The sequence below is a fragment of the Tardiphaga sp. 172_B4_N1_3 genome (assembly GCF_052076035.1).
GTDB lineage: Bacteria > Pseudomonadota > Alphaproteobacteria > Rhizobiales > Xanthobacteraceae > Tardiphaga > Tardiphaga robiniae.
The window spans coordinates 3,413,784-3,429,003 of the sequence record NZ_CP197238.1 but is presented as its reverse complement, the minus strand read 5'-3'; the positions used below and the strand labels follow the sequence as shown (position 1 = coordinate 3,429,003).

General features: G+C 62.0%; 16 protein-coding genes. 11 read left to right on the top strand and 5 right to left on the bottom strand.

Going from position 1 to position 15,220, the window contains the following annotated elements; all coding sequences use genetic code 11:
• The first annotated feature begins 18 nt into the window (after nucleotides 1–18).
• The 6 genes from AB7783_RS16225 to soxA are packed head-to-tail and all read left to right on the top strand — an operon-like array spanning nucleotide 19 to nucleotide 3,630.
• A complete protein-coding gene (locus AB7783_RS16225; protein ID WP_089265733.1) occupies nucleotides 19–306 on the top strand; it encodes a c-type cytochrome in 288 nt (95 codons plus the stop codon).
• A 1-nt stretch (nucleotide 307) separates the two neighbouring features.
• Nucleotides 308–1,588 (top strand): FCSD flavin-binding domain-containing protein, encoded by a 1,281-nt coding sequence (locus AB7783_RS16220; protein WP_441278211.1) that lies wholly within the window; start codon nucleotides 308–310, stop codon nucleotides 1,586–1,588.
• Between the two features lie 34 nt (nucleotides 1,589–1,622).
• Complete coding sequence (gene soxX, locus AB7783_RS16215; RefSeq protein ID WP_244528001.1) at nucleotides 1,623–2,045, top strand: sulfur oxidation c-type cytochrome SoxX; 423 nt, start codon at nucleotides 1,623–1,625, stop codon at nucleotides 2,043–2,045.
• Nucleotides 2,046–2,057: 12 nt separating this feature from the next.
• On the top strand, nucleotides 2,058–2,534 hold the full coding sequence (locus tag AB7783_RS16210) for a SoxY-related AACIE arm protein (protein WP_441278210.1): 477 nt from the start codon (nucleotides 2,058–2,060) through the stop codon (nucleotides 2,532–2,534).
• A complete protein-coding gene (gene soxZ / locus AB7783_RS16205; protein ID WP_441278209.1) occupies nucleotides 2,534–2,854 on the top strand; it encodes a thiosulfate oxidation carrier complex protein SoxZ in 321 nt (106 codons plus the stop codon). Before AB7783_RS16210 ends, soxZ begins: the two co-directional genes overlap by 1 nt.
• Nucleotides 2,851–3,630 carry a sulfur oxidation c-type cytochrome SoxA gene (gene soxA, locus AB7783_RS16200; protein WP_441278208.1) on the top strand — a complete coding sequence of 260 codons (780 nt, stop codon included), beginning with the start codon at nucleotides 2,851–2,853 and terminating at the stop codon, nucleotides 3,628–3,630. Before soxZ ends, soxA begins: the two co-directional genes overlap by 4 nt.
• 38 nt (nucleotides 3,631–3,668) lie before the next feature.
• Here soxA and AB7783_RS16195 read toward each other — a convergent pair whose 3' ends face one another.
• Both AB7783_RS16195 and carA read right to left on the bottom strand, forming a co-directional pair.
• Nucleotides 3,669–4,163: a PaaI family thioesterase gene (locus AB7783_RS16195; protein ID WP_441278207.1), complete on the bottom strand. Its 495-nt coding sequence runs from the start codon at nucleotides 4,161–4,163 to the stop codon at nucleotides 3,669–3,671.
• A 188-nt stretch (nucleotides 4,164–4,351) separates the two neighbouring features.
• Entirely contained in the window at nucleotides 4,352–5,542 is a 1,191-nt protein-coding gene (gene carA, locus AB7783_RS16190; RefSeq protein WP_175366242.1) for a glutamine-hydrolyzing carbamoyl-phosphate synthase small subunit, read from the bottom strand.
• A 424-nt stretch (nucleotides 5,543–5,966) separates the two neighbouring features.
• Here carA and AB7783_RS16185 point away from each other — a divergent pair, with 424 nt between their 5' ends.
• The 3 genes from AB7783_RS16185 (at nucleotide 5,967) to AB7783_RS16175 (ending at nucleotide 9,366) form a co-directional block, all read left to right on the top strand.
• Nucleotides 5,967–7,478 (top strand): glycosyltransferase family 39 protein, encoded by a 1,512-nt coding sequence (locus tag AB7783_RS16185; protein ID WP_441278206.1) that lies wholly within the window; start codon nucleotides 5,967–5,969, stop codon nucleotides 7,476–7,478.
• 142 nt (nucleotides 7,479–7,620) lie between these two features.
• Complete coding sequence (locus AB7783_RS16180; protein ID WP_089265497.1) at nucleotides 7,621–8,076, top strand: GatB/YqeY domain-containing protein; 456 nt, start codon at nucleotides 7,621–7,623, stop codon at nucleotides 8,074–8,076.
• Between the two features lie 117 nt (nucleotides 8,077–8,193).
• Entirely contained in the window at nucleotides 8,194–9,366 is a 1,173-nt protein-coding gene (locus AB7783_RS16175; RefSeq protein WP_441276790.1) for an IS481 family transposase, read from the top strand.
• An 89-nt stretch (nucleotides 9,367–9,455) separates the two neighbouring features.
• Here AB7783_RS16175 and AB7783_RS16170 read toward each other — a convergent pair whose 3' ends face one another.
• Both AB7783_RS16170 and AB7783_RS16165 read right to left on the bottom strand, forming a co-directional pair.
• The gene (locus AB7783_RS16170; protein WP_120293285.1) at nucleotides 9,456–9,806 is read right to left on the bottom strand and encodes an endonuclease domain-containing protein; all 351 of its coding nucleotides are present in this window, start codon (nucleotides 9,804–9,806) and stop codon (nucleotides 9,456–9,458) included.
• A gap of 89 nt (nucleotides 9,807–9,895) precedes the next feature.
• On the bottom strand, nucleotides 9,896–11,524 hold the full coding sequence (locus tag AB7783_RS16165; protein ID WP_093756872.1) for a fatty-acid--CoA ligase: 1,629 nt from the start codon (nucleotides 11,522–11,524) through the stop codon (nucleotides 9,896–9,898).
• Nucleotides 11,525–11,687: 163 nt separating this feature from the next.
• On the opposite strand from AB7783_RS16165, the gene AB7783_RS16160 reads away from it, so the two are divergent.
• Complete coding sequence (locus tag AB7783_RS16160; protein WP_441278205.1) at nucleotides 11,688–12,683, top strand: extensin family protein; 996 nt, start codon at nucleotides 11,688–11,690, stop codon at nucleotides 12,681–12,683.
• Nucleotides 12,684–12,954: 271 nt separating this feature from the next.
• Here AB7783_RS16160 and AB7783_RS16155 read toward each other — a convergent pair whose 3' ends face one another.
• Nucleotides 12,955–13,641, bottom strand: coding sequence for a L,D-transpeptidase (locus AB7783_RS16155; RefSeq protein ID WP_068734945.1), 687 nt, complete (start codon nucleotides 13,639–13,641; stop codon nucleotides 12,955–12,957).
• A gap of 443 nt (nucleotides 13,642–14,084) precedes the next feature.
• Between AB7783_RS16155 and AB7783_RS16150 the strand changes: the two genes are divergently transcribed.
• The gene (locus tag AB7783_RS16150; protein WP_089265493.1) at nucleotides 14,085–15,065 is read left to right on the top strand and encodes a magnesium transporter CorA family protein; all 981 of its coding nucleotides are present in this window, start codon (nucleotides 14,085–14,087) and stop codon (nucleotides 15,063–15,065) included.
• Nucleotides 15,066–15,220 lie beyond the last annotated feature (155 nt).

Here is a 15,220-nt window from a genome sequence, read left to right as displayed (position 1 = left end):
CATCACTGGATTTCGCTCATGAAGACGTTGCGTACCTCACTTGCGATCGGGCTGATCGTCGCCTCCGCGGCGCCGGTCCGGGCTGCATCGGCACCGCCACCTGGAGCGGCCTCGTGCTCCGGCTGCCATGCGGCGACATCGCAGGCCATCCCGAACATCTATGGGCGCGATGCCGATGCGACGCGCTCTACATTGCTGGCCTTTCGCAATGGGTCGATGCCGGCCACAGTGATGACGCGGATCGCCAAGGGCTTCTCCGAAGACGAAATCGGGTCGATTGCGGCCTGGCTGGCAACGCAGAAATAGCATGACCCACAAAAATCATACCTCACGACGGGAATTTCTTCGCGCTGCCGCTGCCGCGACGGCATCCCTTGCGCTGGCATCGCCAAGCCTGGCGCAATCGCCTGCGCGGGTCGTTGTAATCGGCGGCGGCTTCGGTGGCGCCAGTTGCGCCCGCGCGCTTCGGCAGCTCGATCCGTCGCTGGATGTCACGCTGGTGACGGCCGATCGCCAATATGTCGCGTGCCCATTCAGTAATGAGGTCATCGCCGGCGACCGCGCCATTGAAGCCCAGCAATTCGCCTACGAGAAAACCGCTGCCGCCGGCATCAAAGTCGTCGCGCAAATGGCGCAGACGATCGACCCGCAGGCGCGCACGATCGGTCTCGCCGATGGATCGACGTTGCGCTACGACCGGCTGGTTCTGTCGCCCGGAATCGATCTGCGCTTCGACGCTCTTGCGGGCTATGACGAGGCTGCAGCGTCGCGCATGCCACATGCCTGGAAGGCGGGCGAACAGACGCTGCTGCTGCGACGCCAGTTGGAAGCGATGGACGATGGCGGCGTGGTTGCGATCGTCGTTCCCGCCAACCCCTTCAGGTGTCCTCCGGGCCCCTATGAGCGCGCGAGCCTGATCGCGCACTACCTCAAGACCCGAAAGCCGCGGTCGAAGCTGATCATTCTCGACTCGAAAGACGCGTTCTCGAAGCAGCGGCTGTTTCAGGCCGCGTGGCAGGAGCTGTATCCGGGATTGATCGAATGGGTCGCGCTGTCGCAGGGCGGCAAGGTCACGTCGGTCGATCCGGCGACCAATACGCTGGTGACAGATTTCGCGACGTATCACGTTCAGGTCGCCAATGTGATTCCGCCGCAGCGCGCAGGGCGCATCGCGGAGATTGCCGGCGTTACCGATAAATCCGGCTGGTGTCCGATCAATCCCGTCAGCCTCGAGTCCACGCAAGTGCCGAACATCCATGTGATCGGCGATGCCTGCATTGCCGGCGCCATGCCCAAATCCGCATTCTCGGCGAATGCGCAGGCGAAGACCTGTGCCGGGGCGATCGTGGCGTTGCTGGCGGGGGCGACGCCGACGTCGCCGAAGCTGATCAACACTTGCTACAGTCTGGTCGCGCCCGACTACGGCATTTCCATCGCGGGCGTCTACCAGCCCCGCAATGGCCTGTTTGCGGATATCGAAGGCGCGGGCGGTACGAGTCCGCTGGATGCGCCGCGTGATGTCCGGGCCCGTGAAGCGATCTATGCGCGATCGTGGTTCGAGACGATCGGAGCAGAGGTCTTTGGTTAGTCGTCGCCGCGCATCGACGCTGTTGTCGGCGAGCGTGGCGACGCTGCTGCTGACTGCTCCGGTCCGTGCGAGTGAACTTGTCCCTTATGCGGTGATTGGCGATGCGATTCCGCTGCCCCTGGCGGGCGCGGTCGGCGATGCGTCGGCGGGCAGGGCGATCGTCGTCAACCGCACATATACGTGTCTGCTCTGCCACAGCGGGCCATTTACCGAACAGAGATTCCAGGGCGATCTTGCGCCAAGCCTTGCCGGCACCGGCAGCCGCTGGTCGGAAGGCCAGTTGCGGCTGCGGCTGGTGGATGCCTCACGCCTCAATGCCGCGACCATCATGCCGTCCTATTATCGTGCAGATGGGTTACAGCGTGTCGGGGATGCATGGCTTGGCAAGCCGATCCTGTCGGCGCAACAAATCGAGGACGTCGTCGCTTACCTGACAACGCTGCAGAACCCATCATGACGAAAGCAATCCATGGCTGAGCCCGATCGAACGACGCGTCGCCAGTTCCTGGCGACCGCCGGCGGCGCAGCGCTCGGCGCGGTGTCGCTCGTGCATGTCGGCCCGGTCCATGCGACGCCGGACACCATGAAGGCAGCCATCCGCGATATCGTCAAGGGTGCCACAGTGCGCCCCGGCAAAGTGAAGCTCGACGTCCCGCCGCTGGTCGAGAACGGCAACACCGTGCCACTCACCGTCACGGTGACGAGCCCGATGAGTGATGCCGATCACGTGGTCAGCATCCATATCTTCAACGAGAAGAACCCGCAGCCCAATGTCGGCAACTTCTATATCTCCCCGCGCGCAGGCCGTGCGCAGATAGCGATGCGCATCCGGCTTGCCGATACGCAGACGCTCACGGCCATCGCGAAACTCTCCGATGGTTCGTTCTGGTCGGCGACCGCCGATGTCGTCGTCACGCTCGCGGCATGTACCGAGGAGGCAACCTGATGGCATCCGCGCTGATCAACGTTCCCGCCACGGCCAGGCGTGGCGATATCATCGAGATCAAGACGCTGATGTCCCACATCATGGAGACGGGCTTTCGCCATACCGTGACCGGTGAGGTTATCCCGCGCGACATCATCACCAATTTCACCTGCCGCTATAATGGCGATGAAGTGTTCCGGGCCGATCTGTTTCCCGCGTTCTCGGCCAATCCCTTCATCTCCTTCTTTACGATCGCCACGGAGAGCGGAAAATTCGAATTCCAGTGGATCGGCGACAACGGATTTCAGGAAACCGCGTCGGCCAGCATCACGGTCACATGAGGCGACTGCGCAATATCAGCCTGTCGTTGCTGGCAGCCGTCGCTTTCACGTCGCTCATCGAGGCGGCGGAGATCGCGCCGGGCGAGCGACTCTCCGGTGCCAGTTTCATGTCCGTCGAAACCCAGGCCATGCAGAACGACGCCACGGCCAATCCCGGCATGCTGTGGGTGCTGGATGGCGAGGCGCTATGGACCCGAAAGCCCGCCGCCGGCCGTGCTTGCGCGGATTGCCACGGTGATGCCAGCAGCATGCGCGGCGTCGCTGTGCGGTACCCGGCATTCGACGACAAGCTCAATCGCCCGGTCGATCTCGAACAGCGCGTCAATCTCTGCCGCGTCGATCATCAGCAATTGCCGCCGCTCGCCGATGAAAGCCGCGATCTGCTGGCGCTGACCGCATTGATCGGCCGGCAGTCACAGGGGATGCCGATCGAGACGGGCGCCGATTCACGTCTGCAGGCATTCATCGACAAAGGCCGCGACGCCTTCATGCGCCGGCAGGGGCAATTGAATCTGGCGTGCACGAACTGTCACGACGACAACTGGGACAAACGTCTCGCCGGCTCCGCGATCACGCAGGCCCATCCGACGGGCTATCCTGTCTATCGGCTGGAGTGGCAGGGGCTTGGCTCTCTGAAGCGGCGGCTGCGCAACTGCATGATCGGCGTGCGCACTCAACCCTACAGTGCCGACGCACCTGAGATGGTTGAGCTTGAACTCTACCTGATGTCGCGTGCGCGGGGCATGGCAAGCGAAACTCCCGCTGTCAGGCCGTGACGTATCGAATGTCTGTAAGGGTGCCCGCGGGCTCCAGTTCAGGTTGTTTCCTTCGGTATCTCGAACACCAAGCACGTCGTGGTGGCATGGGCGATGAGCCGCCCCTTGGAGTCCGTGATGCGCGCTTCCGTCGTCGCCGCGCGGCGGCCGACATTCAGCGTGCGGCCTTCGGTGCGCACAGTGCCGCTATCCTTGCTCATGCCGCGGATGAAGCTGATCTTGAATTCCAGCGTGGTGTAGCCGGTGCCAACGGGCAGCATCGAGTGCACAGCCAGTCCCATCGCCGAATCCAGCAGGATCGCCGCGTAGCCGCCATGTACCGAGCCGATCGGATTGTAGTGCCGGAAGCCGGGGACGCTGTGAAACACGACAACGCCAGGTTTTGCGGTCGAGTCGAACGGCTCGACATTCTCCATGATCGGCGGTTGCGGCAACTCGCCGGAGAAGATCTTGCGCACGAAATCGATCCCGGGCATCGACGCCATCAGGCTGGTGGGAACGACGTCGTAGCGGGGCGTAGGTGCGTCGGTCATGGCGCTTCCTTTATTTTTGATGACGATCATCATACAAAGCTGCAGGTGCGGATGCTAGCGCTTGCCGCAAGCCCTTCCACGTCATGCCCGGGCTTGACCCGGGCATCCACGCCTTCGCAGCCCTAAAACGTAGATGGCCGGGACAAGCCCGGCCATGACGTCTGAATTCTATCGATAAAGAAAGAAAGCTACGACGCCTTCTTCGCCCGCATCAGATCCGCGAACCGCTTGAACAAGTAGTGCGAGTCGCGCGGACCGGGGGAGGCCTCCGGGTGGTACTGAACCGAGAACACCGGCTTGCCGTCGAGCTGAATGCCACAATTGGATCCATCGAACAGCGAGATATGGGTCTGCGTCGCGCCCTTCGGCAATGTCGCTTCATCCACCGCGAAGCCGTGGTTCATCGAGGTGATTTCCACCTTGCCGGTGGTCTCGTCCTTGACCGGATGATTGGCGCCGTGATGGCCCTGATGCATCTTCTTGGTCTTGGCGCCCACCGCTAGGCCGAGCATCTGGTGACCGAGGCAGATGCCAAATGTGGGCACGCCGGAATCGATCACCTGCTTGATGACAGGCACGGCATATTTGCCGGTCTCGGCGGGATCGCCTGGGCCATTCGACAGGAACACACCGTCCGGCTTCAGCGCCATGATCTCTTCGGCCGAAGTCGTGGCTGGAACGACTGTGACCTTGCAGCCTTCGCCGGCCAGCAGGCGCAGAATGTTGCGCTTGATGCCGTAATCGATAGCGACGACGTTGAATTCAGGGTTGGTCTGGCGACCGAAACCCTTTTCCCATTCCCAGGGAGTCTCGTCCCACGTGAAGCGCTGGGCCGACGTCACCATCGGCACCAGGTCCATGCCTTCGAGACCCGGCCATTCGCGCGCTTCTTCCTTCAGGCCATGCAGGTCGAATTGGCCGTCCTTCGCATGCACAAGCACCGCATTGGGCATGCCCTTGTTGCGGATCAGCGCGGTCAGGGCGCGGGTGTCGATGCCGGAAATGCCGATGATGCCGCGCGCCTTCAGCCAGGCGTCGAGATGCCGGGAAGAGCGGTAATTCGACGGGTCGGTGATCGCCGAGCGCAGGATCACGCCGCGGGCGCCTGGCGTCGCCGCCATGTTCACCGTCTCGATATCCTCGTCGTTGGTGCCGACATTGCCGATATGCGGGAAGGTGAAGGTGATCAGCTGCCCGGCATAGGATGGATCGGTGAGGATTTCCTCATAACCGGTCATCGCCGTGTTGAAGCAGACTTCGCCCACGGCCTGGCCTTCCGCGCCGAGGCCGAAGCCCTCCAGCACGGTGCCATCGGCGAGCACGAGGAGCGCGGTCGGTTTGTGGTCCGGCCAGGCTGAAGATGTTTCTGAGGGGGTCATGAGGGGACTACATAGTCCGCGCATCCGCCGCCGTCAAAGCCGGAAAGGCCGGATTCACACGTCAACCATGGCCTGGCAGGGTTAGCAATCGGCGCTTTGCCCGATCAACGGGCCCGGACAGAGCTTCATTAAGGAATAACATCTTATCTGGCAGAATTGTGGTGTTCCGGTTGTCCGGCGAAACCTGCACGCCGATAGCGCGTAATTTGCAGAATGAGATGTAAAATCAACTAATTATAATTACGGATGCTTGCCGGAACTCACTTTCGCCGGTAGCAAGCTGCGACTTCCCGTATTTCCGGATATTTCAGTGCAGTTGGACCATTTCGCCAAGATGGCCGCGCGCTCGGCCATCGCGCCAGCGCGATGGCGCAGGCCTTTTCTGACCTTCCTCGATGGGATCGAGGCGGGCTGGACGATTCCTGTGCTGATCGTCGGCTTCGCGGGAATCTGGCTGCTGTTTCTGGTGATCGCCTATCAGAGCGGCGATCTACATGCGGACGCGCTGGAAACTTGGACGCTTGGCCGCGAATTCGCTTGGGGGAATCCCAAACATCCGCCCTTGATGGGCTGGGTCGCGCGGCTGTGGACGCTGGTTTTCCCGCTGACCGACTGGTCGTTCCAGTTGCTGTCGATGACCAATGCCGCGGTGGCGCTCTGGGCTGTCGATCTGATTGCACGCCGCTTCGTGCGCGGCGATTCGCGAGCCGTCGTGCTGCTGCTGCTGATGCTGCTTCCGGCCTACCAGTTCCATGCCCAGCGCTTCAACGCGAACACGGTGCTGCTCGCGGTCTGGCCGCTGGCGACCTATTGCTTCCTGCGCTCCTTTGAAACGCGCGCTATCGGCTGGGCTGCCGCCGCCGGCGTCCTGTCCGCGCTGGCGATGCTCGGCAAATATTATTCGATCTTCCTGATCGCCAGCTTCGCGCTGGCAGCGATCGTGCATCCGCAGCGGGCGGTCTATTTCAGGTCCTGGGCACCGTGGGTCTCGACACTTGCCGGGCTCATTGCCCTTGGGCCGCACATCCATTGGCTCGTGACGACCGGTGCTGCGCCGTTCGCCTATGCCATACAGGTTCACGGCGGCATCGACTTTGGTCAGTCACTCATCGAAGCCAGCATGTTTTTGCTCGGTCTCGCGGCGACGCTGGCGCTCCCGGCCATTGTCTGGGTTTTATCGGCCGAGCTGCGCCTGAAGTACTTTTCGGCCGATTTCCGTGCCATGGGTCCGGGGTTGTTGCTGCTGTTCTGGGTGTTCATCGGCACGGTGCTGCTGCCCGTTATGACTACCGTCACGCTTGGCACCGACATGCCTTCGCTATGGGCGCTCCAGGGTTTGTTCCTGCCTGCCGTTTTGATCGTTTGCGGCGCCCGCTTCACGCTCGAACGCCTGTATGTGGTCAATATGGTGGTGTTCGTCGCCGGCATCGCCATCATCGCAACCATTGTGGCTGCTCCGATCCATGCGATTTACCGCAATAGCATCAATCCTAACGAGCGGACTTACTATCGGCTGGCCGCTCAAGAGCTGACGGACCGGTGGCACCAGATGACAGGCCGGCCGATGCCGCGGATCAGTGGCGACGACGGGCTGGCATTCGCGACGGCCTTTTACAGCCCTGACCATCCCGTCTACAGCCGCCCGTTCCAGTTCCAGTACACTTGGGGCATGCCGCGCGCGACGACGCTGCAGAAGGGGTGGGCTTCGATGTGCTTTGCGACAGATAGCGATTGCCTGATGTGGATGGGCAAGGTCGCGATGCTCGAGCCGCGGCACGTCAGGTTTGATTTCGAGGTTCAGCCCCGGCTATGGGGCCAAGCCGGTATTCCGGCCACCATATCGGCGTTGATGGTTCTGCCGTACGTCGCTGGAGCCGGCGCGCCCGGGCCGCTGTCCGCAGGCGTGGAGGATTTCAGCTCCAGCCATCGGCAATAGGTTTGGGCAGTAGGTTCGAGCAACAGCTCCGGGCGGCGTCCCCGAGAATTGGCGGGTGCAGTTGTGCATACCCCTTAAAACGCTTAGATCGGGGCCAACCGAGTTCCGGCGCTGCGATTGGCGGCCGCAAGAGGAGACGCAGATGCTGCGCGATGACATCAACAACGCCGTCAAGGACGCCATGCGGGCCAAGGACGAGCGCAAGCTTTCGACGCTGCGCATGGTCAATTCGACCATCAAGAATGCCGATATCGAAGCGCGCGGCCAGAGCAAGCCGCCGCTGTCGGATGCCGACCTGCTGAGCCTGCTGCAGAAGATGATCAAGCAGCGCCAGGAATCTGTCGAGCTCTATGACAAGGGCGGCCGCGCCGAACTGGCGACCCAGGAGCGCGAGGAAATCGCGATCATCTCCGCCTATCTGCCGCAGCAGATGTCGGAGGACGAGACCAAGTCCGCCATCGCAGCCGAGATCGCAGCGACGGGTGCGGCCGGCATGAAAGATATGGGCAAGGTGATCGCCGCGCTGAAAGCGAAATATGCCGGCCAGATGGACTTCGGCAAGGCCAGCGGTCTGGTCAAGGCTGCGCTCAACGGCTGAGGCTCTCTTTAACCTCTCCCCGCCCTTTTGTTCAGTCCGGACAGATCGCTGACAGGTGTTCGGAGACATAGTTGACACATTCAGATTGGCTGGAGTCCTCCTTTTCAGGAGGTTTCCATGCCATGGCGCGAGGTGTCGGCAATGGATCAGCGGCGGGAGTTTGCCCTTTTGGCAATGCAGGAGGGCGTCAATCGGCGAGAACTGTGTCGGCGGTTCGGGATCAGCCCGCAGACCGGCTACAAATGGCTGGCGCGGGTCGAGGCCGGCGATGCGGAACTGGCCGATCGGTCGCGGCGACCGCTTGTCAGCCCACGACGCAGCAATACGGCAATCGAGACGCTGGTGCTTGCGGTGCGCGATGCCCATCCGGCCTGGGGCGCGCGCAAGATTGCGTACTGCCTGCAGCGTGACGGGATGACACCGCCGGCGATCTCCACCGTGCATGAGATCCTGCACCGCAACGGCCGCATTATCCTGCCGCCGGGCGGCGCAACACAGCCGCTGCAGCGCTTCGAGAAGGAGGCGCCCAACCAGCTATGGCAGATGGATTTCAAAGGGCGCATGCCGCTGGCCAACAACGCAGCATGCCATCCGCTCACCGTAATCGACGACCACTCGCGCTATGCACTTTGCATCCAGGCCTGCGCAAACGAACAGAGTGCAACCGTGCAGCAGCGGCTGATACAGACTTTCCGGCGCTATGGTCTGCCGGACGCGTTCTTCGTCGACAACGGCTCGCCTTGGGGCGACAGCGGCGGCTCGCGCTGGACTGCCCTGCGGGTCTGGTTGCTCAAGCTTGGCGTCGACACGATCTATGCAAGGCCGTTCCACCCGCAAAGCCGCGGCAAGAACGAACGCTTCCACCGTTCCCTCAAGGCCGAAGTATTCGCGGCACGCCGGTTCCGCGACTTTGCCGAACTACAGCGCGCTTTCGATACATGGCGCACCGTCTACAATCTGCAACGCCCCCACGAAGCACTCGGCATGGACGTTCCCGCTACCCGTTACAAACCCAGCACGCGGCCGATGCCCGACAAAATCGTCGAGGTCGAATATGCCAGCAATGACATCGTGCGCCGCGTCTCAGTCAATCCGCGCATCGACTTCAAGGGCCGGCGATGGCGCGTACCAAAAGCCTTTCGCGGCGAACGGCTGGCAATCCGCCCCTTGGACAGCGATGGCCACTACGGGATTTTCTTCGGCAGCCGGAAAGTCGCAGAAATCGACTTGACTGGCACAAAAAGTGTCAGTGATGTCTCCGAACAGGTGTCAACCATGTCTCCCGACTGAACAAATGCGCGGGGAGAGGTCGCGCGCACCTGGCGCGCGGGTGAGGGGCCAAGCACGCTGCTTCAACGCACGCAGTCTATCGGTTCGGATCAATCCGAGGTCTTGCGCAATTCCTCATCGATGAGCGACAGCACGCCTTCGATATTTGACAGCACATCGTTGTTCCAGAAGCGAAGCACGCAATAACCTTGCTCGCGCAGATATCGATCGCGCATGGCGTCCCGTTGCGACTCCAGATGCTGCCCGCCATCGACCTCGATAACGATCATCTTCTCCCGACAAACGAAGTCGCAGATATATCGCCCGATCGGCTCTTGGCGAATGAATTTGCAGCCGGCAATCTGCCTGTTGCGCAGACGATTCCACAGTTTCGTTTCGGCGTCGGTGGAGTTGGCGCGTAATTCGCGCGATCTGTTGGTGATGCGAATGTGGCCACGCATGTGCCATGCCCCTCACCCGACCGGCTTCGCCGGTCGACCTCTCCCCGCGAAGGGCGGGGAGAGGTTAGGAACGCTGTCGCTCTTGTCAGCTAAGCCGCCGCCGTCGGCAGGCTATACGTCTTGAACTGATCGCGCAGCGCGGTCTTCAGGATCTTGCCAGTGGCCGTGTGCGGGATAGCATCGACGAACACCACGTCATCCGGCATCCACCACTTGGCGATCTTGCCATCCATATATTTCAGGATGTCTTCGCGCGTGGCGGTCTGGTCCTGCTTGAGCTGCACGATCAGCAGCGGGCGCTCGTCCCACTTCGGATGATAGACGCCGATGACGGCGGCTTCCGCCACCTGCGGATGACCGACGGCAAGGTTTTCCAGATCGATCGACGAGATCCATTCGCCGCCGGACTTGATGACGTCCTTGGAGCGGTCGGTGATCCGCATATAGCCATGCGCGTCGATGGTCGCGACGTCGCCGGTGTCGAAATAGCCCTCCTCGTCGAGGATCTCGTCCTCGACACGGAAATAGGCTGATGATACCGACGGGCCGCGCACCTTGAGACGGCCGAAGGTCTTGCCGTCCCATGGCAGGTTCTTGCCGGCGTCGTCTGTGATCTTCATCTGGACGCCGAACGGCGGATAGCCCTGGGTCTGCAGGATATCCAGCCGCTCGTCGCCTTCGAGCTGGTCGAACGGCGGCTTCAACGCGGCCAGCGTGCCGATCGGGCTCATTTCGGTCATGCCCCAGGCATGACGTGCACCGATGCCCATGTCGACGAAGGCCTTGATCATCGAGCGCGGCATCGCCGAGCCGCCGCACACCACCATGCGCAGGTCGGGCAGTTTCAGATTGTTCTGCGACATGTAGTTGAGCAGCATCAGCCATACCGTCGGCACGCCCGCGGTATGCGTCACCCTCTCGGTGGAGAGCAATTCGTAGATCGAAGCGCCGTCCATCTTGGCGCCCGGCAGCACGAGCTTGGTGCCCATCGACGGCGCGGAGAACGCGATGCCCCAGCTATTGGCATGGAACAGCGGGACCACCGGCAGCATGGTGTCGGCGGCATTGGCGCCGAGCGAGTCACCGGTATTGGCCATCAGCGCGTGCATCACGTTGGAGCGGTGAGAATACAGCACGCCCTTCGGATCGCCTGTTGTTCCCGATGTGTAGCACATCGCCGCTGCGGTGTTCTCGTCGAACTCCTTCCATTTGAAGTTGCCGTCGACCTCAGCGATCCAGTCCTCATAGGCCACGGCGTTTTTCAGCGTGGTCTGCGGCATGTGCGCCTTGTCGGTGTAGATGATGTAGCGCTCCACTGATGGCAGCTGGTCGGCGAGTTTCTCGAGGATCGGGACGAAGGTGAGGTCGGTCATCACGATGCGATCTTGCGCATGGTTGATGATCCACGCGATCTGATCCGGGAATAGACGTGGATTGACGGTGTGGCAGATGGCGCCGATGCCCATGATGCCGTACCACGTTTCCAGGTGTCGCCACGTGTTCCACGCGATGGTGGCGACGCGGTCGCCCATCTTGATGCCCTCGCGGTCGAGACGCTGCGCGACCTTCAGGGCACGGGTACGAATTTCGGCGTAATTGGTGCGGTGGATGGGACCTTCGACTGATCTGGTCACGACCTCGCGCTCGCCGTGGACTTGGGCCGCATGATCGATGATCCGATGACACAGCAAAGGCCAGTCTTGCATCAAGCCACGCATTTGATCGTTCCTCCGTCTTGTGATTGGCGTGCCGGCTCCCCGATCGTTGCCGGGGAACTTCGACCCTGTTCTTGCTTTAGGTCTTGGCATGAAGTTTAGCGCGGGGAAAGCGGCCCGGAAATGGACTTTTGGCCTATCCGGCTGCGACCAAAGGACAATTGGGGTGGTTCTGGCGTTGCTGCTGGTTGCTGCGCCGGCGCAGGCCTATCTGACGACATCGCGTGTGCCGCTGCCAAAGCCTCGCCCGGCAGAAGCGCCGGCGATCGAGCCGGCGCAAAAGCCTGGTGAGGAGCCCACCAAATCCGAACAGTCCCCTGAGCCCGAGAAGCCCGCCGCCGAAGCGCGTCCGCCGGAGCCGCCGCCGCCTTCAGCCTGCCGCCTCGCGCTCACCGATGCCGTCGCCGTTGCGCCGAGCATTCCCGACATCAAGGGGCCAGGCGCCTGCGGTGGCCCCGACATGGTGCGGCTCGAGGCCGTAGTGCTGCCGGACAAGACGCGCGTGCCGCTGAAGCCGGCGGGAACGATGCGCTGCGCCATGGCCACGGCCGTGGCTGAATGGATCCGTACCGACATGGCGCCGCTCGCGACCAGCCTCGGTACGAAGCTTCTTGAGCTCGATAATTTCGACTCTTTCGATTGCCGTGGTCGCAACCGTGTCGTCGGGGCGAAACTGTCAGAGCATGGCCGCGCCAATGCGCTGGATGTGCGCGGGCTGAAACTCGCCAATGGCCGCTCGATCGCGCTCACCGAGCGTAACACGCCGCGCGAGCAGCGCGAGGCCGTGCTGCATTCAGTCTGTACGCGGTTCACCACCGTGCTGGGGCCGGGCTCCGACGGCTACCACGAGGATCATATCCATCTCGATATCGCCGAGCGGCGCGGCAACTACCGGATCTGCCAGTGGGACGTCTGGGACGAGTGGCCGCGCATCGCACCGCTGATGCCGGCCGTGCGTCCGGACGAAGCACCGCCGCGCGAAGTGGCGGAAGGCAAACCGGGGGAGGCGAAGCCTGTAGAGCCTGCTGCTGCTCAGCCAGCTGCGGAGCCCGAGCCGGAAGCTGCTGAAGCCGAGCCCGCGCCGGAGCAGCCCAAGCCGAAGCCAAAACCCAAGCCGAAGAAGCGCCGCGCGCCGCCATCGCCGTTCAGCTTTTTGCGGTGAGGGGACAGGAAGTCCACTTGTGAGGCTGAGTAATCTATCGATTGTCATCCCCGCGAAGGCGGGGATCCATAACCGCTATCGGGTGTAGTGGGGGTGGTCACGGTGCCGCATCTGCTGTGCTTCGTCAGTTCTCGGGAGTGTATGGATCCCCGCCTTCGCGGGGATGACACCGGTGTCTGGGGGGTAATCGCCGGGCAACCCGATATCCACCCAATAAAAAAAAGCGCCGGAAAAACCGGCGCTTTTTCTAATCAGATGAAACCTTGTCAGCTCAGTACGGCGTTCCGCCGCCGCCCTGCAGGGCCAACTTGGAATTATACGGCGAGTCGCCGGCCTTCGGCTCGAGCACGACGACCACAGCGCCGGGCTTGACGCGGCTATAGAGGTCGATGACGTCTTCGTTGGTCATGCGGATGCAGCCCGACGAGATCGAGGCGCCGATATATTCCGGCTGATTGGTGCCGTGAATGCGGAACAGCGTGTCCTTGTTGCCCTGATAGAGATAGAGGGCGCGGGCACCGAGCGGATTATCGACGCCGCCGGGCACCTGGGCCGGCAGGCCTTCGATGCGGGCGTGAATGTCCTTGGTCGGGGTCCACTTCGGCCATTCGGCCATGTTGCCGACGCGCGCGACGCCCGAGAAGGCCAGCGCTTCTTCGCCGACGGTCACGCCATAGCGGATCGCCTTGCCGCCGTCCTGGACGAAATAGAGATAGTGGTTGTCGGAATCGACCACGATCGAGCCCGGCGCTTCCTTGCGGTGGAAGTCGACGATGGCGCGGCGGAACGGCTCGGCGACGGCAACCTTGGCGTAACGTGCCTTGGCGAGCTGTGCCTTGTCATTCGGCTTGAGGCTGGCTTCCGGGGCGGCCTGGAATTGCGTTGCGGTCTGCATGCAGCCCGACAGCATCAGGCCGGCGGCGACAATCAATCCAAGCTTAATCTTGAGCGGCGACATGTCATTGTTCCAATTGCGTGAGGTCCGAATTCAGACAGGCTGGTGCAAGGAAACGCACCCAAAATAGCCTGCGAACGCCACGATTCCGTTAAAGCTACTATCGCTGAAATCCGCTGCAATTCCAGCGGTTAGATGCGCTGCGCATCATGCAGCGCACAACCTGTGTCATATTTGCCGCAGAATTTTCGACCCTCCGGCCAAATCCTGTGCAGAACCGCAACGCCTCGCGAAGCCGTGATGCGCGCGTGACAATTTTGTCAGATCGAGACCATGGAACGCGCGATCTTGCGGGAAAAATTCCCCGGGTTCGGGTGGGGTTGGCGCGCCGCACAAAGGCTGTCATGACGGCTGCATCCGCATCGGTCATGGTCGGTCGCCCCTGCCGATTCTGTCCGGATCGTCCGTATTGCAGTGTCCCGCCTTTTCAATGTCCCGGAGTTGCCATGCTCGCTGTCTTCACCCCTGCCGACCACGCCTTGAGAAAATCCGAGCCAACCGATCTCGAAGCGTTGCCGGACAATGCGGTGTGGATCGACATGGTGAAGCCGTCGCCAGCCGAAGACAAGGCGGTGGAGAAACTGGCGGGGGTGGAAATTCCGACCCGCGAAGACATGCAGGAGATCGAAATCTCCAGCCGTCTCTATATCGAGAACGGCGCCCGCTATATGACCGCGAGCTTGATGTGCGGCTCCGACACGGAGTCGCCGCGGATCACGGCGGTAACTTTCATCCTCACCCGGCAACGGCTGGTGACGGTGCGCTACGACACACCGCGTCCGTTCGCGTCCGTCGAACTGAAGCTTGGCCGCAACGCGCCGCCCGGCGCCAATGGTGAAACCATTCTGCTCGAACTGCTCGACGCGGTGATCGATCGGTGCGCCGACATTCTCGAACGCGTCGGCGCCGACGTCGATCAGGTCAGCCACGACATCTTCGAGCCGGATGAGTCGCTGCGGACCGGCCATGCCAAGCGTTATTCCGAAATTCTGATCACCATCGGTCGCAAGGGCGACCTGACCTCGAAAGTACGTGAAAGCCTCGTCTCGATCGGCCGCGTCGTCACCTTCATCACGGCGGAAGCCGAAGGCGTGAAGTGGTCGAAGGACATGCGCGCGCAGCTCAAGACCATGCAGCGCGACGTGGTGTCCCTGACCGATCACGCCTCCTATCTGTCGAACAAGATCACCTTCACGCTCGATGCGATGCTCGGTGTCGTCAATCTCGAACAGAACAACATCATCAAGCTGTTCTCGGTCATGGCCGTCGTGCTGATGCCGCCGACATTGATCGCCTCGGTCTATGGCATGAATTTCAAGGCGATGCCGGAACTGCAATGGGATGTCGGTTACCCCATGGCGCTGATCATGATGCTGTTCGCCGCGGTGCTGCCTTATATGTTCTTCAAGTGGAAGAAATGGCTGTAGGGCACGTAGGGCGGCACTAACCTCTCATTTGTCATTCCGGAATGCGTCACGCCGGCGAAGCCGGTGGGGTGCAGGCCCGGAATCCATAAGTTCGATCGTGGTTATGGATTCCGGGTTCGCGCAAGGGCGCGCCCCGGAATGACAAATGAGGGATA

Excerpts from the sequence above, each read along its gene's own strand:
- AB7783_RS16225 (WP_089265733.1), top strand. The coding sequence starts at position 19 with ATGAAGACGTTGCGTACCTCACTTGCGATCGGGCTGATCGTCGCCTCC.
- AB7783_RS16220 (WP_441278211.1), top strand. The coding sequence starts at position 308 with ATGACCCACAAAAATCATACCTCACGACGGGAATTTCTTCGCGCTGCC.
- AB7783_RS16210 (WP_441278210.1), top strand. The coding sequence starts at position 2,058 with ATGGCTGAGCCCGATCGAACGACGCGTCGCCAGTTCCTGGCGACCGCC.
- soxZ (WP_441278209.1), top strand. The coding sequence starts at position 2,534 with ATGGCATCCGCGCTGATCAACGTTCCCGCCACGGCCAGGCGTGGCGAT.
- soxA (WP_441278208.1), top strand. The coding sequence starts at position 2,851 with ATGAGGCGACTGCGCAATATCAGCCTGTCGTTGCTGGCAGCCGTCGCT.
- AB7783_RS16195 (WP_441278207.1), bottom strand. The coding sequence starts at position 4,163 with ATGACCGACGCACCTACGCCCCGCTACGACGTCGTTCCCACCAGCCTG.
- carA (WP_175366242.1), bottom strand. The coding sequence starts at position 5,542 with ATGACCCCCTCAGAAACATCTTCAGCCTGGCCGGACCACAAACCGACC.
- AB7783_RS16180 (WP_089265497.1), top strand. The coding sequence starts at position 7,621 with ATGCTGCGCGATGACATCAACAACGCCGTCAAGGACGCCATGCGGGCC.
- AB7783_RS16175 (WP_441276790.1), top strand. The coding sequence starts at position 8,194 with ATGCCATGGCGCGAGGTGTCGGCAATGGATCAGCGGCGGGAGTTTGCC.
- AB7783_RS16170 (WP_120293285.1), bottom strand. The coding sequence starts at position 9,806 with ATGCGTGGCCACATTCGCATCACCAACAGATCGCGCGAATTACGCGCC.
- AB7783_RS16165 (WP_093756872.1), bottom strand. The coding sequence starts at position 11,524 with ATGCGTGGCTTGATGCAAGACTGGCCTTTGCTGTGTCATCGGATCATC.
- AB7783_RS16155 (WP_068734945.1), bottom strand. The coding sequence starts at position 13,641 with ATGTCGCCGCTCAAGATTAAGCTTGGATTGATTGTCGCCGCCGGCCTG.
- AB7783_RS16150 (WP_089265493.1), top strand. The coding sequence starts at position 14,085 with ATGCTCGCTGTCTTCACCCCTGCCGACCACGCCTTGAGAAAATCCGAG.